This window comes from Actinomadura opuntiae, assembly GCF_030283205.1.
Taxonomy (GTDB): Bacteria; Actinomycetota; Actinomycetes; order Streptosporangiales; family Streptosporangiaceae; genus Spirillospora.
In genome coordinates, this window is sequence record NZ_JASNWF010000041.1 from 1 (window position 1) to 19,957 (window position 19,957).

General features: G+C 72.6%; 19 protein-coding genes. 8 read left to right on the forward strand and 11 right to left on the reverse strand.

Annotation, left to right across the window (positions count from 1 at the left end):
• Positions 1-560: 560 nt before the first annotated feature.
• The 3 genes from QP089_RS46915 to QP089_RS46925 form a co-directional block, all read right to left on the reverse strand.
• On the reverse strand, positions 561-1,832 hold the full coding sequence (locus QP089_RS46915) for an HNH endonuclease signature motif containing protein (protein WP_285921101.1): 1,272 nt from the start codon (positions 1,830-1,832) through the stop codon (positions 561-563).
• A 473-nt stretch (positions 1,833-2,305) separates the two neighbouring features.
• Positions 2,306-2,986, reverse strand: a complete 681-nt coding sequence (gene nucS / locus QP089_RS46920) for an endonuclease NucS (RefSeq protein WP_285921102.1) — start codon at positions 2,984-2,986, stop codon at positions 2,306-2,308.
• 40 nt (positions 2,987-3,026) lie between these two features.
• A complete protein-coding gene (locus tag QP089_RS46925; RefSeq protein ID WP_285921103.1) occupies positions 3,027-4,226 on the reverse strand; it encodes a HEAT repeat domain-containing protein in 1,200 nt (399 codons plus the stop codon).
• Between the two features lie 159 nt (positions 4,227-4,385).
• On the opposite strand from QP089_RS46925, the gene QP089_RS46930 reads away from it, so the two are divergent.
• Both QP089_RS46930 and QP089_RS46935 read left to right on the forward strand, forming a co-directional pair.
• Positions 4,386-4,574 carry a hypothetical protein gene (locus QP089_RS46930; RefSeq protein ID WP_285921104.1) on the forward strand — a complete coding sequence of 63 codons (189 nt, stop codon included), beginning with the start codon at positions 4,386-4,388 and terminating at the stop codon, positions 4,572-4,574.
• Between the two features lie 138 nt (positions 4,575-4,712).
• The gene (locus tag QP089_RS46935) at positions 4,713-5,099 is read left to right on the forward strand and encodes an SCO5389 family protein (protein WP_285921105.1); all 387 of its coding nucleotides are present in this window, start codon (positions 4,713-4,715) and stop codon (positions 5,097-5,099) included.
• 47 nt (positions 5,100-5,146) lie between these two features.
• Here the strand turns inward: QP089_RS46935 and QP089_RS46940 are convergent, their stop codons facing one another.
• Positions 5,147-6,133: an LLM class flavin-dependent oxidoreductase gene (locus QP089_RS46940; protein WP_285921106.1), complete on the reverse strand. Its 987-nt coding sequence runs from the start codon at positions 6,131-6,133 to the stop codon at positions 5,147-5,149.
• Positions 6,134-6,188: 55 nt separating this feature from the next.
• Between QP089_RS46940 and QP089_RS46945 the strand changes: the two genes are divergently transcribed.
• From QP089_RS46945 to QP089_RS46960, 4 genes are all read left to right on the forward strand, one after another.
• Positions 6,189-7,775 (forward strand): 3-hydroxyacyl-CoA dehydrogenase family protein, encoded by a 1,587-nt coding sequence (locus QP089_RS46945; protein ID WP_285921107.1) that lies wholly within the window; start codon positions 6,189-6,191, stop codon positions 7,773-7,775.
• 27 nt (positions 7,776-7,802) lie between these two features.
• Positions 7,803-8,123 carry an Rv1322 family protein gene (locus QP089_RS46950; RefSeq protein WP_285921108.1) on the forward strand — a complete coding sequence of 107 codons (321 nt, stop codon included), beginning with the start codon at positions 7,803-7,805 and terminating at the stop codon, positions 8,121-8,123.
• A gap of 37 nt (positions 8,124-8,160) precedes the next feature.
• Complete coding sequence (locus QP089_RS46955) at positions 8,161-8,883, forward strand: alpha/beta hydrolase (protein ID WP_285921109.1); 723 nt, start codon at positions 8,161-8,163, stop codon at positions 8,881-8,883.
• A 118-nt stretch (positions 8,884-9,001) separates the two neighbouring features.
• Positions 9,002-9,793, forward strand: a complete 792-nt coding sequence (locus QP089_RS46960) for an alpha/beta fold hydrolase (RefSeq protein WP_285921110.1) — start codon at positions 9,002-9,004, stop codon at positions 9,791-9,793.
• Between the two features lie 44 nt (positions 9,794-9,837).
• Here the strand turns inward: QP089_RS46960 and QP089_RS46965 are convergent, their stop codons facing one another.
• The 3 genes from QP089_RS46965 to mce form a co-directional block, all read right to left on the reverse strand.
• A complete protein-coding gene (locus tag QP089_RS46965; RefSeq protein ID WP_285921111.1) occupies positions 9,838-11,370 on the reverse strand; it encodes an AI-2E family transporter in 1,533 nt (510 codons plus the stop codon).
• Between the two features lie 153 nt (positions 11,371-11,523).
• On the reverse strand, positions 11,524-12,873 hold the full coding sequence (locus QP089_RS46970) for a DivIVA domain-containing protein (RefSeq protein WP_285921112.1): 1,350 nt from the start codon (positions 12,871-12,873) through the stop codon (positions 11,524-11,526).
• A 402-nt stretch (positions 12,874-13,275) separates the two neighbouring features.
• Positions 13,276-13,698, reverse strand: coding sequence for a methylmalonyl-CoA epimerase (mce, locus tag QP089_RS46975; protein WP_285921113.1), 423 nt, complete (start codon positions 13,696-13,698; stop codon positions 13,276-13,278).
• Positions 13,699-13,804: 106 nt separating this feature from the next.
• On the opposite strand from mce, the gene QP089_RS46980 reads away from it, so the two are divergent.
• The gene (locus QP089_RS46980; RefSeq protein ID WP_285921114.1) at positions 13,805-14,995 is read left to right on the forward strand and encodes an acetyl-CoA C-acetyltransferase; all 1,191 of its coding nucleotides are present in this window, start codon (positions 13,805-13,807) and stop codon (positions 14,993-14,995) included.
• A gap of 23 nt (positions 14,996-15,018) precedes the next feature.
• Here the strand turns inward: QP089_RS46980 and QP089_RS46985 are convergent, their stop codons facing one another.
• Complete coding sequence (locus QP089_RS46985; RefSeq protein ID WP_285921115.1) at positions 15,019-15,714, reverse strand: DUF4230 domain-containing protein; 696 nt, start codon at positions 15,712-15,714, stop codon at positions 15,019-15,021.
• Positions 15,715-15,749: 35 nt separating this feature from the next.
• Complete coding sequence (locus QP089_RS46990; RefSeq protein ID WP_285921116.1) at positions 15,750-16,547, reverse strand: DUF2127 domain-containing protein; 798 nt, start codon at positions 16,545-16,547, stop codon at positions 15,750-15,752.
• A 129-nt stretch (positions 16,548-16,676) separates the two neighbouring features.
• Between QP089_RS46990 and QP089_RS46995 the strand changes: the two genes are divergently transcribed.
• A complete protein-coding gene (locus tag QP089_RS46995; RefSeq protein WP_285921117.1) occupies positions 16,677-17,000 on the forward strand; it encodes a DUF3817 domain-containing protein in 324 nt (107 codons plus the stop codon).
• 40 nt (positions 17,001-17,040) lie between these two features.
• Here QP089_RS46995 and QP089_RS47000 read toward each other — a convergent pair whose 3' ends face one another.
• A complete protein-coding gene (locus QP089_RS47000) occupies positions 17,041-18,417 on the reverse strand; it encodes a hypothetical protein (RefSeq protein WP_285921118.1) in 1,377 nt (458 codons plus the stop codon).
• Entirely contained in the window at positions 18,410-19,786 is a 1,377-nt protein-coding gene (locus QP089_RS47005; protein ID WP_353070849.1) for an ATP-binding cassette domain-containing protein, read from the reverse strand. Before QP089_RS47005 ends, QP089_RS47000 begins: the two co-directional genes overlap by 8 nt.
• Between the last annotated feature and the right edge of the window lie 171 nt (positions 19,787-19,957).

Sequence of the window (19,957 nt, forward strand, 5' to 3'; positions counted from 1 at the left end):
TTCGCGATGGACTTCGTCCACCCTTGACTTTGGAGCCTCTGCGGCCCCTGAGGCAGCGCCAAGGGGCAGGCTCCGCCTGCCCCGCCCGGGTCGCGCCACCCCACCGCCCCCGAACCAGAGGACGAAGAGGTTGAGTGGGGAGAGCAGTTCCAGCGCGTATGGGGCACCGGCCTCTCCTCCCAGCAATGCAGAGCAGGTTGGGGGTCTGCTCGCCTTCCATCCCGTGGCTAAGGGAGATGAGAGGGCAGAGGGAGCAGGAAGCGCGTCCCTGGGTTGGTCGGGTTGATGGCCATGGTCTCGATGGGGCGTGGGGGCAGAGGGCTGGTGTGCCTGTGCCGTTGCTTAGGCCAGATCGTGGTTGGGTCAGCGCACGCTTGGGGTGGTTGCCCCTCGCCCGCTGAGCGAAGCCACCAGCTAGTGCGGGGCCGAGGCCGTCCGGGTTCTGGTCGGTGCAGCGGCCGCTAGCGGAGAGCGGAGGGCTGGGGGCTAATGAGGGCATGCCGGTTCGCCCGAGATCCGCTGTGGATTCGGGCGAGCCGGTCATGTGAGGGTGGGGCTGGTTATGCGGCCCAGGTGATGGCGGGATCGGGTGGGCCGAGTGTGCCCGGCGGCCCGTTCCCGGTCCGGGTTCTTCGGGCGTCGGGTGGTGGCAGCAGCCGGTACACATACCGCCCGTCGGAATCCTTGCTGACGCCGATCTGGCGTGGGCTGCTGTGTTTGAAGCGGTTATGCCACCCACAGGTGAGCGTGAGCCGATCAATGTCGGTGGGCGAGTTTCCCAGAGCCCAGCCGTGGATGTGGTCGACCTCGCACAACGTCCCCGGAATCTCGCACTCCCGCACCGCACACGTCGGGTAGAGCGTCTCCAGGACCCGGCGTTGCGCGGGGCTGGCGAACCGCTCCCGATACCCGAGGTACAGCGGGTTGTGGCCACGCCCCAAAATCAGCGGCGATACACCGGCCGCAAGAGCGATGCGGCGCACCTGCTCGGCCGGGATCGGCGTCCCGTCGATGAGACGGCCCGGAACGTTGCCGCCGGTCAGTGTTTCGAGGTCGCAGATGACGGTGACTTTGGTGGCCTTGTGCCCACCGGACAGCACACTCGACAGCGCTGCGGCTGTTCGTTCGGCGACGTCGCGGTGGTCCTCTGGCCCGGCCGGCTTGGCCAGCGGGGCGAGTGTGCCGTCCCAGATGGCGGCGTCTTCGGCGTTCAGCCAGCCTTTGATGTAGCGGCCGCCGTCCAGGGAGCCGGTGCTGGTGATCCAGGACTTGGCGTAGCCGCGCTTGGCGTCCTCGGGTTCGTGTTCGGTGTCGTCGCGTTCGGCGATGACGTCGCGGATGCGGTGGCCGAACACCGCGATCTTCCCCGGTGAGAAGCCCTGGCCGACCATTTCCAGCAGCTTGTTCTCTGCCTTGGCGCAGTCGGTGTCGTCCAGCCGGGCTACTGAGTCGGCGACCGTGGCGGCGTAGCCGTAGGACAGCTCTCCGGCCGCCAGTTGCTCGGTCACCTGCGGTAGGCGGTGGCGTTGCCGGGCGAGGGTGAGGCGTTCTTTGGCGCGGTTCTCCCGCATCCCCAGCCGAGATCGCAGCCACGCCCGCGTGGACGGATATCCCCACCTCTGCTGCTCTCCGGTGGCGTCGACGCGGCCGATGAATCCGGCCAGTGCGCTTTCCTGCATATCGCAGGCGGCGGCCAGGTCTTCGGTGAGTTCCAGGCACGCGGCCGCCGATTCCGGGGCTTGTCGCTGGGCGAGTTCGGTGGCGATCGTTGAGAGCGCGTTCACCAATTCCATGGTGGACGCGCCCTCAAGGTCGACCGTCACTGACTGCATACCTAAAGTGTACCCCAAGTGACCGACAATTGCGCGCCGAGCGGGGCCCTTCTTTCTTGCTGATCAGTGGAAAAATATTGCTCAGTTCACCCCGACCCCCCTGCCTTTGGCTGGTCGGTGAATTGTTCCTTTCAGGTGGTTTGTTGAGCACGCGGACGGATGGGGGCGGTGGGGTGGCGCGACCCGGGCGGGGCAGGCGGAGCCTGCCCCTTTGGCGCTGCCTCAGGGGCCGCAGAGGCTCCAAAGTCAAGGGTGGACGAAGTCCATCGCGAAGCGACGCCGAAGGCGCCCTTGACTTTGGAGGGGCGGCCCCGTACGCCAGCGCCACCCCACCGCACGGCCAACCCCTCCGCCTCTGCCCCAAACACCCTTTTACGAGCTGCTAATGCAGGCAGCAGGGCGCTTCAAAAGTCCACGCCGGGCGATGGGTGCGAGAAAGGAGCCGAGATCACCAGGACGGCGGGGGACGTGGGCTAGAAGAGGGTGCCCTCGTGTTCGATGCCTCGGAGGGTGTCGTAGTCGAGGGTGACGCAGCTTATGCCGCGGTCGGTGGCGAGGACGCGGGCCTGGGGCTTGATCTCCTGGGCGGCGAAGATTCCGCGGACCGGCGCCAGGTGGGGGTCGCGGTTCAGCAGTTCCAGGTACCGGGTCAGCTGCTCGACGCCGTCGATCTCACCGCGCCGCTTGATCTCGACGGCGACGGTGGCGCTGTCGGAGTCGCGGCAGAGGATGTCGACCGGGCCGATCGCGGTGGGGTATTCGCGGCGGATCAGTGTCCAGCCCTCGCCGAGGGTGGTGATGTGCTCGGCGAGCAGTTCCTGCAGGTGCGCCTCGACGCCGTCCTTGCGCAGGCCCGGGTCCAGGCCGAGTTCGTGGCTGGTGTCGTGGAGGATCTCCTGGATGGTGAGGATCAGCCGCTCGCCCGACTTGCCGTGCGTGACCGTCCAGCGGGCGATCGCGCCGTTGTCCTCGTAGGGCTCCTCGCGCAGGGAGCAGGGCGGGTTCATCCAGTTCAGCGGCTTGTAGGCGCGGTCGTCGGCATGGATGCTGACGCTGCCGTCCGCCTTGATCAGGACGAGCCTGAGGGCCATGGGCAGGTGAGCGGTGAGCTTGCCGGCGTAGTCGACGCTGCAGCGGGCGATAACGAGACGCACGCTGCACAACCTTAGTTCGGCCGTGAACCCCGCGTGACCGTCATGCGAGACCCGCGTACGCGCGGCACTCGTCGCGGTCGGTGGGCAGGCCCCAGTCGCGCAGGATCTCCATGAGGTTGACCCACTGCCAGCTGTCGTCCGGCAGGTCGGCGATGGTCCGGACGGTCCGCTGCTGGACGGGTGTGAGGGAGGTGTAGGGCGGGAGTGGGGGAGACGGCTCGCCGAAGGCCAGTTTCAGCGCGGCCGCGGCCATGGGGAAGGACGTCTCGTCGGACGTGCGGGACAGGCCGTCGAGGACGGCGTCGGCGGCTTCGGGCGGGGCGTCGTCCAGCGCGGCGAGGCAGGTGGCCGAGTAGAGGCGCAGGTCGCCGTTGAGGAAGGCGACGGGCGGACCGGGCATCTCGGGCGGCGTGACGGTGGTGGCGGCGAGTTCGGCGATGACCGGTCGTTCGGTGACGCCGAACCCAAGGAGGGCGACGGCGGCGGCCCAGCGGGGGAGGGGCTCGTCGCCCGCCAGGTGCTCGCGGAGCGGGGGGATCAGGTCGCGGTCGTCCAGCAGTCCGGCGGAGACGAGCGCGGTGGCGGTGACGGCGGGATCGGTCTCGGTGCCGAGCAGCGTCCGCAGCGCCGGCAGTGAGGCGGCGGCCTCCTCGGGGAACCAACCGAGCGTGTAAGCGGCCGCGGAGCGGACCTGCGCGTCGGCGTCGGCGAGCAGGGCGCGGACAAGGGGCAGCCCGGACCGGACGGCGTCGTAGGCGGCCAGTTCGGCTTCGGCGTTGCTCAGCAGGTAGCCGGCGTCCACCAGTTCGCGGTGCCGCCTCCGGGACGGGTCGTCGGCCTCCTCGGCCCAGGCGTCCAGACGGCGTTCCTCGTCGGCGGGGTCGGCGGCGCGCATCCGGGCGACCTCGCGCCGCCAGCCGGCGATGTCGACGCCGGACGGCAGGTGCGACTCGTCGAAGCCGATGGCCATCCCGGCCGCCAGGTACAGCAGGTCGTCGCGGTCGGGTGTCGCCGGGTCGGCGGCGAGGGCCAGCAGGAACGGCACCGCGGGGCCGGACGCCGGGTAGCGGTTGCCCTGGTGGTAGATGCTCGCGTAGAGCGCGTGCAGCGCGTCGCGGCGTTCCTCCTGGTCCGGTGCGCGGAGCGTCCGCAGCAGGGCCGGGACGTCGTCCGCGGAACCGTAGGCGTGCCTGAGGCCGCTCCAGTCGATGCCGTCCAGCCCGGCCAGCAGATCGTCCATGGCGCGGGATTCTGCCAGCCGTCCCTGAGCTGCATAAGCACCCCTAAGACCCCGCATAGGGCCCGATATAAGGAGTCATCCCGATGTAGGGGTGGGCGCCTTAAGACGAACCTCTTGGATGTCGGGTCGTTTCCACGGCCCGCGACGGGAGGAGGGGCCGTGTACCACCACGACATCATGTACTCGATCGCGCAGGAGCGGGGCCGCGAGCGGCGGGCCGAGGCGCGCGCGGCCCGGAACGCGGCGAAGGTGCGGCGGGCCCGCGAGTTCTGGGACGAGCGGCTGCAGCAGCTCGCGCGCCCGGCGCGGCGGCCGTCCCGGCGGCGCGGAGCGGCGCCGGCGGGCTGACCGCCGGCGCCCGGCCGCGGGCCGGCGGCGAGCCCGCCGCATGGCGCAAGTAAGGATCTCTGTCAAGCCTGGAATTGTCGGGATGCCGTGATTAGCGTCGCGGGTGGTGGGTGTCATCCGTCTGCGAAAGGACCCGCAATGTCCCTCGACGTGACCCCGGAACTCCTGGAGACGGCTCGGCAGGGCGAGGTCGGCGACAAAGAGTTCGTCGAGTGCATCAGGACGTCCCTCCCGTACGCCTGGGAAATGATCAGCGGCCTGGTGGCGCGGCTGCAGGTGGACGGCGGCGAGTTCGCCGACAACCTGACGCCGCCGCCGGACGAGCGGGCCCGCGGCCAGTTGCTGCGGGTGCTGGCGAGCGACGCGATGCGCGGGGCGCTGGAGCGCTACTTCGGAATGAAGCTGGCGTTCCAGAACTGCCACCGCGTCGCGGTCTTCCCGTCCGGTGATTCGGAGTCGTACCGCACGTTCGTCACGGCGCGCGAGCAGATCCTCAATCAGTCCCCCGAACTCCGCGACTGCTGAATCGCGACGCGGCGCGCCGTCCCTTCGCGATGGGACGGCGCGCCGCGTCATTGCAGGGCGGCGCGGGCTTTCGGGAGGACCTCCGCGCCGAGGCGGGCGATGTTGCCGAGCGTCGCGCGATGCGATCCGGCGGCCTCGACCAGCAGGATGAGGTGGCGGATCCCGGTGCGCTCGGCGGTCGCGACGAGCGATGCGGCGCAGTCGTCGGGGGAGCCGACGGGGTGCAGGTCGCACAGGTGGCGGGTGTAGGCGGCGGGGTCGCGGGACGGCCGGGGACGGTCGTCCACGGGCACGTATCCGTCCAGGCCGGGCCCGAGCCAGCGCGGCATCTCGGCCAGCAGCGTCCGGACGGCCTGCTCGCGGGTGTCGGCGACCTGCGCGAGGTGCGTGGAGATGTGCGGCAGTTCAGGGAGGCCGTGCCGTTCGACGGCCGCGGCTTTCTCCGCGTCGCCGACGTGCATTCCCAGAAGCATCGGCAGCCCGCGTTCCGCGGCGATGGCCTCGGTGGCCGGAGACGTGCAGGCGACCGAAATCGGCGGCGGGACGACCGGGCGGGGCACCACCGGAACTTCGCGAAACGAGAAATGCTCGCCCCGCCAGCCGAGCCGTTCCGACCTGAGCCAGGCGAGCAGCAGGTCGAGCGATTCGGCGAAGCCTTCCTCGTAACGGCGCAGTCCCGTTCCGAAGACCTCCAGATCGCGCCAGGGGCCGCCGCGTCCGACGCCGAGCCGGAATCGCCCGCCGGAAAGCAGTGACAGCATCGCCGCCTGTTCCGCGAGTGCCACGGGGTGCTGGTTGGAAAGGACGCTGACGGCCGTCCCGACGTGGATCCGGCGGGTCGACGCGAGAATGTGACCGGCCATCAGCGGCGCGGACGGGATGACGCCGTAGGACATGAAATGGTGCTCGGCCAGCCACACGTCGTCGAATCCGGCCCTCTCGGCGGCGACGGCGGCCTCGACCGTGCGGGTCAGGGCGGCGGCGTCCCCCTGACCGGGATAGCGGGCGGCGAGCAGGAAGATTCCGAAGCGCACGTCCCGGTCGTACCCGGCATCCGGCGGTGCCGAGCGCTCTGGGAGACTGCCGTGCATGACTGGTGGTTCGTTCAGCAGGGTCGGGGTCGTCGGACTGGGGACCATGGGCGCGGGCATCGCCGAGGTGCTGGCGCGCGGCGGCCTGGCGGTCGTCGGCATCGAGGTGAACCAGGACGCGCTGGAGCGCGGCCGCGGCCATCTGGAGAAGTCCACGGGGCGCGCGGTGAAGCGCGGCAGGCTCACCGAGGACGCGCAGCGCGAGATCCTCGGCCGGGTCGCGCTGTCCACCGACTTCGCCGACCTCGGCGACTGCGACCTGGTCATCGAGGCGGTGCCGGAGCGCCTGGACCTCAAGCGCAAGGTGTTCGCGACCCTGGACGGGGTGTGCCGCGCCGACGCCGTCCTCGCCACCAACACCTCGTCGCTGTCGGTCACCGACATCGCGGTCACCACGAACCGCCCCACCAAGATCGTCGGGGTGCACTTCTTCAACCCCGCGCCGGTGATGAAGCTGGTCGAGGTCATCCGCACGGTGCTCACCGAGCCGGAGGCCGTCGACCGCGTCGCCGCCCTGGTGACCGGCCTCGGCAAGACCCCCGTCACCATCGGCGACCGCGCCGGGTTCGTCGCGAACCGGCTGCTGTTCGGCTACCTCAACCAGGCCGCCGGGATGCTGGAGTCGGGGCACGCGACCCGCGACGACATCGACACCGCGATGACGGCGGGCGCCGGGCTGCCGATGGGCCCGTTCACCCTCATGGACCTGATCGGGCTCGACACCTGCCTGGAGGTGCTGGAGGCGATCCACGCCGAGACCCGCGACCGGCGGCACGCCCCGTCCCCGCTGCTGCGCGAGCTGGTCACCGCCGGGCTGCTCGGCCGCAAGACCGGCCGCGGCTTCTACGACCACGGTGCCCCGAAGGACGAGGCGCCCGCGCGGGCGGACGGACCCGCGCCCGTCGTCGGCGTCCTCGGCGCGGGCGCCCTCGCCGACGCGTTCGCCGCGCTGTGCGACCGCGCCGGCGCGCAGGTCCGCGATGCCGCCGCCGACCTCGCCGACTGCGACCTGATCGTCGAGGCGTCCGGCGATGCCGACGCCGGCCGCGAGCTGCTCGCCGCCGCCGCGCAGGCCGCCAAGCCGGACGCGATCCTCGCCGTCACGTCCGCCACCGTCCCGGTGGCGGAGGCGGCGATGGCGTCCGGACGTCCCGCCGACGTCGTCGGCCTCCACCTGCCGGACCTGCCTTCAACGGACAGGGCCGGCACGCTCGCCGAGATCGCGGAGACCGTCGCGACCGGCCCCGGCGTCGCCGACCGCGCCGCCGCCCTGGCCGGACGGCTCGGCCTCACCGTCGTCCGCTGCCGCGCCCGCGCCGGCTTCATCGTGGACGCGCTGCGCTTCCCCTACCTCAACGACGCCGCCGCGATGCTCGGCGCCGGCTACGCCGACCCCGACTCGATCGACGCCGCGATGACGCTCGGCTGCGGCTACCCGACCGGCCCGATCGCCGACCTGGACCGCCTCGGAGTCGACCGCGCGGTCGCCGTCCTGCGCGCGCTGTACGCCGAGACGCGCGAGCCGGCGCTGGCGCCCGTGCCGCTGCTGACCGAGCACGTCACCGCCGGACGCCCGCTCCGCTGAGCGTCCGGGGCTGAATATCCTGGGCGCATGAGCCCCCGCAAGAACCGCCGTGCCGTGTCCAAGAAGCCCGGGCAGGGCGGCGGAGGCGGGGGCTGGGCGCAACGCACGGAGGAGGGGCCGGACGGCGAGTGGATCGTCCGGTCGATCACGGGTGCCGCGGCGGTGAAGGCGTACCGCTGCCCGGGGTGCGACCACGAGATCCCGCCGGGCGTCCCGCACGTCGTCGCCTGGCCGTCCGGCGAGCGCGGCGGCGCCGACGACCGGAGGCACTGGCACAGCCCGTGCTGGAACGCGCGCGCCCGCCGGGCGCCGCGCGTCCAGCGGAGCCGGAACGCGCCCCGCTACTGAGGCGCTACCAGTCCCGCATGAGCGAGTGAGGAGTCCGATGGCGGAGATCAGGGCGGCGACGGTGCTGCCGGCGCGGCGCGAGGAGATCACCCTGCACACCTCCGACGGGCTGCGGCTCGTCGGGGAACTGGCGCTGCCGCCCGACCGGCCCCCGGTCGCGACGCTGGTCTGCCTGCATCCGCTGCCGACCGCCGAGGGCATGATGGACAGCCACGTGCTGCGCAAGGCGTCCTACCGGCTGCCCGCCCTCGCGGGCCTGGCCGTCCTGCGGTTCAACACCCGCGGGACGACGTCGGCGCGCGGCACCAGCGAGGGCGAGTTCGGCGAGGGCGAGACCGAGCGCTTCGACGTCGCGGCGGCGCTGGAGTACACCGAGTACCACGACCTGCCGCGCCCGTGGCTGCTCGGCTGGTCGTTCGGCACCGAGCTCGCGCTGCGCTGGGGGCTGGACCCGCTGGTCGAGGGCGCGATCCTGCTGTCGCCGCCGCTGAAGCGGGCCGGGGACGCCGAGCTGGACGCCTGGGGCGCCGACGGCCGGCCGCTCGTCGCGCTCGTCCCCGAGTTCGACGACTACCTGCGCCCGGCGGAGGCGCGCGAGCGGTTCAAGCGCGCGCCGCAGGCGGAGGTGATCGGGGTGGACAAGGCCAAGCACCTGTGGGTGGGCGAGCCCTACGTCCGGACGGTGCTGGACGAGATCGTCCGGCACGTGGCCCCGGACGCGTATCCGCTCCCCACGGAATGGGACGAACCGGACAGATAAACTCGCACGGCCGATCGCGGCCACTCCCGTCCCGCCGCCTCCGATACCGGGTAACGATGACCTAGCCGTGGCGTTGGCCCGCGGCGGTGTTTCGCGGACGCGGACGTGAGGAAACCGTATGACCGTGCAGCTGTACGCCAGGGACGTCGGTTCGGGGACCCCGCTCGTCCTGCTGCACGCCTTCCCCCTGTCCTCGGCGATGTGGCTGGAGCAGCGGCAGGGCCTGGCGAACCGGTTCCGCGTCGTCACCCCCGACCTGCGGGGCTTCGGCGGCTCCCGGCTCGGCACCGACGAACCGTCGATCGAGGCGATGGCCGACGACGTCGCGCACCTGTTCCGCCGCCTCGGCCTCCAGCGCGCCGTCGTCGGCGGCCTGTCGATGGGCGGGTACGTCGCGATGGCGCTGTGCCGCCGCCACCCCGACCTGGTCCTCGGCGTCGTGCTCGCCTCCACCCGCGCCGCCGCCGACACCGACGCCGTCCGGGAGAACCGGCTGCGGCAGGCCGAGCAGATCGACCGCGACGGCAGCGTCCAGGTGCTGCTGGACGAGATGCTGCCCGGCCTCGTCGGGCCCACCACCTACCGGCAGCGCGCCCTCGTCTACGGGCGCGTGCGCGGGCTCGTCCAGGCGACGCCCCCGCAGGCCGCCGCGTGGGCGCAGCGCGCCATGGCCGGGCGCCCCGAGTCGTTCGAGACGCTGCGCGGCCTCAAGGTGCCCGCGCTGGTGATGGTCGGCGACGAGGACGCCCTCGCCACCGAGGACGAGGCGCGCGCGATGGCCGACGCCCTGCCGAACGCCGAGCTGCTCGTCATCCCGCGCGCCGGGCACCTGTGCGCCGTCGAGCAGCCCGACCTGTTCAACCAGGCCGTCGCCGAGTTCGCCGCCGCGCTCGCCCGCACCACCCGCTGACGCCGCGCAGCCCGCCGTCGCCGCGCCCCTCGCCCGTCGCCGCGCTAGAGGGTCTCCTGCCGGGGCATGACCACCTCGCGGATCAGCAGCGAGATCGCCGCCGCGGTCGGGATCGCCAGCAGCGCGCCGACCACGCCGAGCAGCGCCGCCCCGACCAGCGCCGCGACGATCGTCACCGCGGGCTGGACGTCCACCGTCCGCTTCATGACCCGCGGGTACACCAGGTAGTTCTCGACCTGCTGGTACACCACGTAGAACACCACGCAGACGATGAGGTCGGTGGTCGTCCCCGTCAGGAACGCCACCAGGCAGACGATCACCGCGCCGATCGTCGCGCCTATCAGCGGGACGAGGTCGGTGACCGCGACGATCAGCGCGAGCGCCAGCGCGTACTTCACCCCGAGGATCGACAGGAAGATGTACGAGCACAGCCCCGCGATGAACGCGATCGTGAACTGGCCGGCGACGTACCCGCCGATCCGGTCCAGGATCTCGTCGCCGAGCAGCGCGACGCGGGCCCGCCGGGAGCGCGGCGCGAGCTGGTAGAAGAAGGTCTTGATCTGCGGCAGCGAGCTCATGAAGTAGAGCGTCAGGATCAGGATCGTGACGGTCTGGAACACGCCGTTGATCGCGACCTTGCCGATGCCGGTGGCGGTGTCGGTCAGCCCGTTCTGGAAGCCCGGGCTGTTGACGGCCTTCTCCGCGCGCTTCAGCAGCCCGTAGCGCTTGTCCCAGTCGGCCAGCGTCCTGTTGTTCTGCAGCTGGTCGACGAAGTCGGGGATGCTGTGCCGCAGCTCGGTGACCTGCTCGGTGACCGGCTGGACGAGCGAGGCGACGAACCCCGCGAAGAACAGGATCACGATCAGGAACACCGAGCCGACCGCGGCGCCGCGCGGCAGCCCGAGCCGGCGCAGCCGCTCCACCGCCGGGTTCAGGCCGACCGCGAGGAACATCGCCACCACGATCATCACGAGCACCGACTTGGCGTTCGTGGCGGCCTTCACCAGCATCCACGCCGTGATCACGCCGAGCGCGGCGGTGAACCCGAACACGAACGGGTGGGCGCGGCCGAGCGGCTGGCCGGGCCGGCCGAACGGGAACAGCGGGTTCACGCCGGCCTCGCGGCGGCGCTGCTCCACGTCGTGCGCCGGGTCGGGCGCGTCCGGGTCGGGCACCGCGGGGGAGGGCGTCCGCGCGCCGGGCACCGTCGGGCCCGGCGCCCCCGCGCCGGACGCCCCCGCGCCGGACGCCCCGCCCTCGCCGGACGCACCGCCCTCGCCGGACGCCGGTGACCGGGGGCCGGACGGCGGGCCCGCGGCGGCGAGCGCCGGGCGCGTCCGCGGCCCGCCGGTCGCCGGGTCGAGCTCCCCGACGGGCTCGGTCTCGATCTCGTCCGGATCGAGGGCGCCGCTGGGCGCCTTGGCGTCCTCGGCCTCGTTCTCGTCCGGCGGGTTGCCGGTCCCGTCCGCGCCCTTGTCGGCGGGCGGGGCGGGTGCGGGGATGGCGCCGGCGGTGCCGGAACGTCCCTTCCCGGGGGCCGCCGCCGGCCGGTCCTCGTCGGGGGTGTCGTCGGCCACGCCGCTCTCCTTCGCCGTCCTGCCGTCGGTCCTTCACGGGTCAGGACGCAAGCCGCCGACCACGCGCTACCGCTGTAGACGACGGAAAGCCCGGAGACGTTTCCGCCTCCAGGCTCTCCGTCGCGCCGCCGGGCCGTCAGCCGGCCCGGCGGGTCACTCCTGCCACCAGTCCTCGTCGTCCTCGTCGGACTTCTTGGCCTGGCCCTGCTTGGCGGGCGCGGCCTTCGCGGCGGCCGGCTGCTGCTGCTGTTGCTGTTGCTGTTGCTGCGGCTTGGCCTGGGCCTGCGGCGCCTGCTTCGGCTCGGCCGCCGGGATGGCGGCCTTCTCCGGCGGCGCGGCCAGCTCGGGCTCGCCGCCCATCGCCGGGGCGACGCCGCCGATGAGCTGGCGCAGCTGGTTGAGGTGGCTGGTGATGCTGTCGCGCTGCCGGGTCAGCTCGTCGACCTGGCGCTGCGCGGCGGTGCGGACGCGGTCGGCCTCGGCCTTGGTCTCGGCGAGCAGCTGCTCGGCCTGCGACTTGGCCTCGGCGATGACGTTGTCGGAGTTCTTGCGCGCGTTGGCCATGAGCTGCTTGGCGTGCGAGTCGGCCTCGCGCCGGGTCTGCTCGGCCTGCTGGGTGGCCTTGGCGGCGCGCTGCTCGGCGGACGCGGCGCGCTGCTCGGCCTCGGCGACCAGCTTCTGGGTCGCGGCCTGCGCGGCGGCGTGCCGCTCGGCGTCCTGCCGGTCGGCCTCCTCGCGGCGGGCGGCCAGCTGGATCTCGAACTCGGCCTCGGCCTGCGCCCGCTGCGCCTCGCTCTCCTCCAGGATGCGCTGGGCCTGCGCGCGCATCTCGTCGGCCTGCCGCTTGGCGGTGGTGAGGATCTCGTCGCGCTCGCGCTTGGTGGAGGCGCGCAGCTGCGCGACCTCGCGCTCGGTCGTGGTGCGCAGCTTGGCGATCTCGCGCTCGGCGCCGGCGCGCTTCTCGGCGACCTCGTGGTCGGCGGTGGCGCGCAGCTTGGCGACCTCGCGCTCGGTCGTGGAGGTCAGCTCGTCGGCCTCGCGGCGGGCGGAGGTGCGCACCTCCTCGGCCTCGCGCTCGGCCGCGTTGCGCATGTCGTCGCCCTCGCGCTGGGCGGTGGCGCGCAGTTCGGCGGCGTCGTTCTCGGCGGTGGCGCGCTGCTCGGCGGCGTCGACCTTCGCGGCGGCCTTGATCTCGTTGGCCTCGGACCGGGCGGCCTGGACGAGCTCGGTGGCCTGCTCCTCGGCGAGCCGCAGCAGCTGCTCGATGCGCGCGCCGAGGCCGGAGTAGGTCGGGCGCTCCTGCTCCTGCAGCTGGCGGTGGGCGTCCGACAGCTCCCGCTGCAGGGCCTGGGTCTGCTCGCGTGCCTGCCGGCCCTCGTTCTCGAGCTGTTTGATGTGCTCGTCGACCTGGTGCCGGTCGTAGCCACGGAGCACCACGTCGAAATCGCGCGGGGGCGTGTCCTCGAAGAAGTTGCTGAGCTGGGCGTCGATGTCGGACTGCATAGGGCTCAATCCTGATGTGACGGGGCTACGGGTGGTTCCGGGGACCGGTTGATCGCCTGGCATGAACGGGCGCCATGAACGTGCGCAGTGCCCCAGACCTCTTCCGGCGAATGAAGCGTACTCCGGACACTGCCGTGTTGGGGGCTCATCTTGACGCGCTGCGTGGTTTGTCCCGGTTTGCGGTTACGGCGTCCGGTGCCCCAGGTGCCCAGGTACGGGGGCCGCAAATGCACCAGATGTGTCCGAATGCTCACAGAGCGGCGGTCTTGCACCCCGCCGCTCCGCGAGGTGATATCGAACACGTCACGATCCGGTCGCGCCCGGGCCGCGCCCCGCGCCGGACGCGCGCCGCCCCCGCGCGGCGCTCCGGCCCGCCGGATCCCGCGGCCCCCGTCCCGCCGGCTAGGCCTTCTGGACCAGCTCCGTCAGCACGCCGTGGCAGTCCTTCGGGTGCAAAAAGTTGATCAAGGAACCCATGGAGCCGTTCCTCGGCGCGTCGTACAGCACCCGGACGCCCTTGCCGCCGATCTCCGCCGCCTCGTCCGCGACGGCCCGGTCGGTGCCGAACGCGATGTGGTGCACGCCCTCGCCGTTCTTGGCCAGCCACTTGGCGACGGCCGAGTCGTCCCGGATCGGCTCGATGAGCTGCAGGTAGCTGGCGGCCCCGTCGCCGGTCTCGTTGATCTTGAGCATGCACTCCCGGACGCCCTGCTCCTCGTTCACCTCGAAGTGCGCGTCGGTGAAGCCGTAGGTCGCTTTGTAGAACTCGACGGTGGCCTCCAGGTCGTGACAGGCGATGCCGATGTGGTCGATACGGGTCAGCATGGGCGTTTCTCCCTACGGACGGCCAGACAGGGGCGAACGGAAGCGCGCGCCGCTTCCCTGGGTATGGTGGCAAACGTCGCCGCAGCACCCTCCTGGAGGCCCCCTCATGACCGCCACGTCCGTGATCGTCGCCGGAGCGCGCACCCCCGTCGGGCGCCTGCAGGGCGCGCTGAAGGACTTCTCCGCCGCCGACCTCGGGGCGCACGCGATCAAGGCGGCGCTGGAGCGCGCCGGCGTCCCCGGCGACCAGGTGCAGTACGTGATCCTCGGCCAGGTCCTGCAGGCGGGCGCGGGGCAGATCCCCTCCCGGCAGGCCGCGGTCAAGGCCGGGATCCCGATGAGCGTCCCGTCCATCACGATCAACAAGGTCTGCCTGTCCGGGCTCGACGCGATCGCTCTCGCCGACCAGCTCATCCGCGCCGGCGAGTTCGACATCGTGGTGGCGGGCGGCATGGAGTCGATGACCCAGGCCCCGCACCTGCTGCCGAAGTCCCGCGCCGGCTACAAGTACGGCTCGATCGAGGTGCTCGACCACATGGCCTACGACGCGCTGACCGACGCGTTCGACGACGTCTCCATGGGCGAGTCCACCGAGCGCTACAACGCCAAGCTCGGCATCTCCCGCGAGGAGCAGGACGAGTTCTCCGCCCGCTCGCACCAGCGCGCCGCCGAGGCCATCAAGAACGGCGTGTTCGACGACGAGATCGCGCCCGTCGAGATCCCCCAGCGCAAGGGCGACCCGATCGTGTTCGCCAAGGACGAGGGCGTGCGCGGCGACACCACCGCCGAGTCGCTCGCCCGGCTGCGTCCCGCGTTCAGCAAGGAGGGGACGATCACCGCCGGGTCGTCCTCGCAGATCTCCGACGGCGCCGCCGCCGTCGTGGTGATGTCCAAGGCCAAGGCCGAGGAGCTCGGCCTGAGCTGGCTCGCCGAGATCGGCGCGCACGGCAACGTCGCCGGCCCGGACAACTCGCTGCAGTCCCAGCCGTCCAACGCCATCAGGCACGCCCTCGGCAAGGAGGGGCTGAGCGTCGACGACCTCGACCTCATCGAGATCAACGAGGCGTTCGCCTCGGTCGGCATCCAGTCGATGCGCGACCTCGGCGTCGGCCCCGAGAAGGTCAACGTCAACGGCGGCGCCATCGCGCTCGGCCATCCGGTCGGCATGTCCGGCGCCCGCATCGCGCTGCACCTGGCCTATGAGCTGAAGCGGCGCGGCGGCGGCGTCGGCGCCGCCGGCCTCTGCGGCGGCGGCGGCCAGGGCGATGCGCTCATCCTCCGCGTCGCCAAGGACTGACGCCGCGCCGCCGCGCGCGACCGCTATTGGGCGTTGGGCTGCTGGACGGTGACCGTCTTGAAGCCCAGCGCCCTCAGCATGTTCTCCAGCATCCGCTTGGTGTTGGCGTCGGCCTGCGCCGCCAGCTTGCTCTCCTGCGCCGCGGTCTGGATCTTCTGGCTCGCCAGGACGTAGAGCTGCTGCTGGTTGCTCGGGTTGCTGCTGAAGAAGTCGCCGAACCGGTCGAACAGGCCGCGCTCGGTCGCGTAGACGTAGCTGCGCTTGGTGTCGAGGTTGGTCGGCTCGAGCTGGGCGTGCGGCAGCGTGATGGTCGCGGCCGTCCGGTCGGAGTTCACCTTGATCGCGCCGGAGGCGATCCTGGAGAAGTCCACGTAGGCGTCGACGGAGCCGTTGCCCACGAACAGGGTGCGCTTGCCGCGCAGCGAGGACGGCAGGAACTTGGCGTCCTTCTCCAGGTCCACGACGACCTGGAAGTTGCCGCTGGCGGCCTCGTAGCGGTTCAGGTCGCGGATCGACTGCAGCAGCACCGGGCCGCTGCGGTCCTTGGTCTCCTCATGGAAGGGGTTCAGCCAGTGCGGCAGGCCGTCCACCGCCCGCTGCACGACGATGACGACCGCGATGGTCGCCACTATGAGCACCAGAGCGGTGAGGAAACCGCGCCGGGGGACGGGTCGCACGCGCTGGGGGGCGGGCTCGCGGGCCACGTCGTTCTTCGACATGTCCCCCACATTCCCGCACTCGCCGCCCGCTCACCTCATCCGGGCGACCCGGCGGCCGGACGCGTCGCGCGCGACAGGTCCGGATCGGCCGCCGCATGCTCCACCTCCAGCAGCGACTCGCTGCGCAGATGCGCCTCGTGGGCGGCGCGCCCGCCGCGCACCCCGAACAGCCGTTTGGTGACGATGATGTAGACGATCAGACCGATGTTGATGGCCAGCGCGCCGATCCGCAGCGCGGTGACCCTCTCGGCCAGCTCGTAGATCTCGACCGGCAGCCCGAAGCAGGTCGCCACCACCGCGAAGTACTCGCCCCAGCGCTGCAGCAGCCACAGCCCGACCGCCTCGATGATCTCGACCGCCGCGTACACCAGCAGCGCGACCGCCAGCCAGCGCAGCGTCCGCTCGTGCAGCCCGAACACGTGCCGGATCGAGGTGACGACCTTGGAGTGGTCCAGGTCCCAGCCGAACTGGTCGGCGATCGGGCGCAGCAGCGGGATCTCCTTCTCGAAGACCTCCTGGACGGAGCCGCGGCTCTCCGCGAACCGCCACACCCCGTACGCCGCCACCGCCACGATCAGCCCGCGGATCAGCCGCTCCACCGCGAAGAAACGCATGATGAACGCGTCCCGCAGCTCCTTGCCGCGTTTCACCAGCGGCGCCCGGTCCGCCGGGCCCGAGCCCTGCGGTTCGCCGTGCACGTACGCGCCGCAGCGCAGGCACCGCCACGCCTCTCCCACGGGGGACGACACGAGCAGCCGCTTGCGCAACGGCTCCTCGTCGGGCGCGTAGGTGATGTGCCCCTTGCGCGCACACGTCAGCAAGCTCCAGTCCACGCCGAACACCTTAGAGCGGACCGATGCCCGGTATGTCGTCCCATCTTGGTAACGGCCCGTGCGGGACGTTGTGAGCAGGGCCATAGGGGCGCGGGAAACCGGGAACGGGGGCGGGGCGTTGAGGGGTTCGTGGACATCGTGCGCGCTTTCCGTGTCGTCTCCATCGCAGAGGCGACGTCCTTCCTGGTCCTGCTGCTGATCGCCATGCCGTTGAAGTACGGCGCGGACCTGCCGGTGGCGGTGCAGGTGATGGGGCCGATCCACGGGATCCTGTTCCTCGGCTACGTCGGGCTGGCGTTCCTCGCCGGCGAGAAGCTCGGCTGGGGCCTCAAGCGCACCGTGCTCGCGCTCGTCGCGGCGGTGCTGCCGGTGGCGCCGTTCTTCGTCGAGCGCCACTGGGCCAGGCCCGCCGATGCCGGACGGCCCGAGCCGCAGCCCGCCGGGCGCTCCTGACCTTCCGCGTGGCCGGGGCGGACAGGGGGTGCCGCCGCGGTCACGCGGGGGACTTCGCGGTCTCCAGTTCCCGCCGGGACGCCGGCACCTTGCGCGCGGGCGCCTTGGGCGACGGCACGGGACGGTGGGCGTCGCGCGCCGTCCGCCCGGGACCCCGGTGGACGTGCCGGACCGCCGGGCGGAAGTCCGCCGGGCCCAGCGCGCAGGACCGGTAGCCGGCGAAGTGCCGGCGCAGCCACTCGCGCCGCCGGTCCTCGTCCCACGAGCCGAACCGGCGCGCCGCCTGCGCGTCGCGGATCGCCGGCGGCTCCTCGCCGAGCAGCCACGCGTCCACCAGGGCGCCGTAGCCGCGCGTCCGGCCGGGGGCCGCGCACGCGCTCGCGTTGAGCAGGCCGTCCCTGATCCCCTGGACGGCCCGCTCCTGATACCCGGGCGCCAGGTTCTCGTCCAGATGGACGCCCGCGACGCCGTTCGCCACCCCGGCGGGCGCCCAGCCGGGAAGCTGCTCCACGCGGGTGAAACCGCCCGGGGTGCCGCTGAGCCGCGCCGCGAGCGGCGTCACGGCCGTCATCAGCGAGGGCAGCGCCGCGCGCAGCGCCGGATGGACGCAGACGGTCAGCGGCCACTGCCGGCACACCCGCTCCGCCGCCACCGGCGTCACCGTCCCGCCGGCGCCGCGCAGCCCGAGCGTCGCGCCGGTCGTCGCCGCCAGCGCCACCGCCAGCGGCAGGACGAGCAGCAGCCGCCGCGTCGCCCACAGCACGTAGCCCAGGACCAGCGCCGCCGTCAGCCCCAGCGCCCACAGCACCTGGTAGGCGAGCACTCCGGCGCGCAACGTGGTGAACAGGTGGATGCGGTTGAACGCGGCCGGGGGGAGCAGGCTCAGCCACGACGTCCCGGGCACCCGCAGGATCGCCCACAGGCCCGTCACCACGAGCACCACGGCCGCCGTCGCGCGATGCGGGACGACGCGTCCGGCCAGGTAGCCCGCCGCGACGTGCAGGACCAGCGCGCCCGCGCCGGCGACCACGCCGAGCGGATGCGCCTGACCGGCCTCCTGCCGCAGCAGCGTGACGACCACCACCAGCGCGGTCACCACCGCGTACGACGCCAGCGCCGCCGCCGACAGCAGCAGCAGGTCGAGCAGCGCGCCCGTGGCGGGCGAGCGGGCCGTCAGGTCGCGCAGGTAGTCGAGCGGACGCTCCCGGACGGCCGTCCACGCGGCCAGCCCCGCGGCGGCCGGTCCGAGGAACCGCACCGCGTTGACCAGCGCGACGACGGAGTTGTCCCAGTACGCGACCGAGGGCAGCAGCGGCGGTCCGGCCGCCGCCGTCCCGACCGCGGACAGGACCGGCACCGCGACCAGCAGCGCCGAGCGGCGGGCGTCCAGCCGGAGCACCCGACCGAGGTCAGACACCGGCGCCGCTCCCCGCGGCCGCCCGTCTCGACCGCAGCCTCGACACGGGCAGCGACACCTGCCGTAGCGCGGCGGGACGCAGGTTCACGTGCGGGAGCGCCAGCCGCGCCGGCCGCCGCTTCACCGCGGCGCGCCGCACCCGGGCCCGCACCCGCTCCTTGGCGACGTGCGCCCCCGCCTCCTGGCCGCCGCGACCCGCCCGCCGCTCGTCCTCCCCGTCCTGCTCCGCGGCCGCCCGCGAGCCGGTTCCGGCCACGAGGCGGTCGGCGTCGGTGGGGCGGTCGGCGTCGGTGGGGTGCTCGGGCGCGGCGCGGCGGTCCATCGGCGTGCGGTGGTCGGTTCCCGGCAGGGGCTCGGCTTCGGCGGAACGGTCGGTCGCGGCGCGCGGTTCGGGCTCGGCGGGACGCGGCGCGGGTGCGTGCGGGTCGGGCTGGAGATTGGCGGCGTGGTCCGCGGGGGCGGTGCGGGCGCGGCGGTCGGCGGCGGTGCGGCCGCGGCGGGCCGCGGCGGAGTGCGTGGGCTGCTCGCTGAGCTTGCCGCGCGCCAGCGTGAGCAGGCGGTCGCACCAGCCGTTGAGCGTCTCGGTGTCGTCCGCGCTGACCAGGACGGTGGGCGCGAGCGAGCGCAGCACCGGGACCAGCTCCGCCATCGCGGCGGAGTAGGCGGAGCCGCCCGGGCCCGCCGCGCCGGTCGGCCACGGGTCGGCGGCGGCCCGCAGCTCGCCGAACGGGTCGTCCAGCACCAGCAGATCCGGGCCGTGCACGCAGGCGGCGGCCAGCCCGGCGCGCAGCCGGACGTCCGGCGGCAGCAGCGACAGCGCCGTCCCGGCGGCCTCGGCGAGGTCCAGCCGCTTCATGATGGACCGTGCCACTGACGCGCTCGTGCGCTTGTAGTACGCCGCGTACGCGACGAACTCGCCGGCCGTCATGTGCTCCGCGCGCGAGAACCGGGCCGGCAGGTAGCCGATCCGGGCCCGCGCAGCGCGCAGGTCCGCGGCGTTCGCTATGTCGTGCCCGAGAATGTGCAGCACGCCGGAATTGGGCCGGCGCAAGGTCGCGAACGTGGCCAGCAGAGTGGATTTACCGACACCAGGTGGACCGGCGAAGCCGACCACGCCTTCGGTCACGCCGAAGGTCACCGGGCGCAGGAGCCACCGCCCCCCGCGGCGGACACCCATTCCTCGGGCCACGATCGCGGAATGCTCCGCGATCACTTGTTTCCCCCCGTTGCTCGTCATGCGAGCGCGACGGTCGCCTGAGCCGGGCCGGTGGCCGCTCCCCGCGCCACGCGGCGCCCGCCGGCCGGACCGGCCGAATCGGCGGGGCCCGGGGCACCGGATCTCTTTTGCCGTCGCACGCTGCATCGACATCGCGACTATAACCGGGCTTGGTGATGGCTGTCAGCAATCTTTTTGCCTTTACGGCAGGACGCCTGGATTCTTTGCCTACCGACCGAAGGTGAGAATTCAAAAAAGGCGGACAATTGCGTCGGCATGCCTTCGGACCGGGGCGTCGCGGGCGGGGCCGGCCGGCGGCGCGCT

Excerpts from the sequence above, each read along its gene's own strand:
- QP089_RS46955 (WP_285921109.1), top strand. The coding sequence starts at position 8,161 with ATGGCGGAGATCAGGGCGGCGACGGTGCTGCCGGCGCGGCGCGAGGAG.
- QP089_RS46915 (WP_285921101.1), bottom strand. The coding sequence starts at position 1,832 with ATGCAGTCAGTGACGGTCGACCTTGAGGGCGCGTCCACCATGGAATTG.
- QP089_RS46960 (WP_285921110.1), top strand. The coding sequence starts at position 9,002 with ATGACCGTGCAGCTGTACGCCAGGGACGTCGGTTCGGGGACCCCGCTC.
- QP089_RS46945 (WP_285921107.1), top strand. The coding sequence starts at position 6,189 with ATGACTGGTGGTTCGTTCAGCAGGGTCGGGGTCGTCGGACTGGGGACC.
- QP089_RS46950 (WP_285921108.1), top strand. The coding sequence starts at position 7,803 with ATGAGCCCCCGCAAGAACCGCCGTGCCGTGTCCAAGAAGCCCGGGCAG.
- QP089_RS47005 (WP_353070849.1), bottom strand. The coding sequence starts at position 19,786 with ATGTCGATGCAGCGTGCGACGGCAAAAGAGATCCGGTGCCCCGGGCCC.
- QP089_RS46980 (WP_285921114.1), top strand. The coding sequence starts at position 13,805 with ATGACCGCCACGTCCGTGATCGTCGCCGGAGCGCGCACCCCCGTCGGG.
- QP089_RS46935 (WP_285921105.1), top strand. The coding sequence starts at position 4,713 with ATGTCCCTCGACGTGACCCCGGAACTCCTGGAGACGGCTCGGCAGGGC.
- mce (WP_285921113.1), bottom strand. The coding sequence starts at position 13,698 with ATGCTGACCCGTATCGACCACATCGGCATCGCCTGTCACGACCTGGAG.
- QP089_RS46925 (WP_285921103.1), bottom strand. The coding sequence starts at position 4,226 with ATGGACGATCTGCTGGCCGGGCTGGACGGCATCGACTGGAGCGGCCTC.
- QP089_RS46985 (WP_285921115.1), bottom strand. The coding sequence starts at position 15,714 with ATGTCGAAGAACGACGTGGCCCGCGAGCCCGCCCCCCAGCGCGTGCGA.
- QP089_RS46970 (WP_285921112.1), bottom strand. The coding sequence starts at position 12,873 with ATGCAGTCCGACATCGACGCCCAGCTCAGCAACTTCTTCGAGGACACG.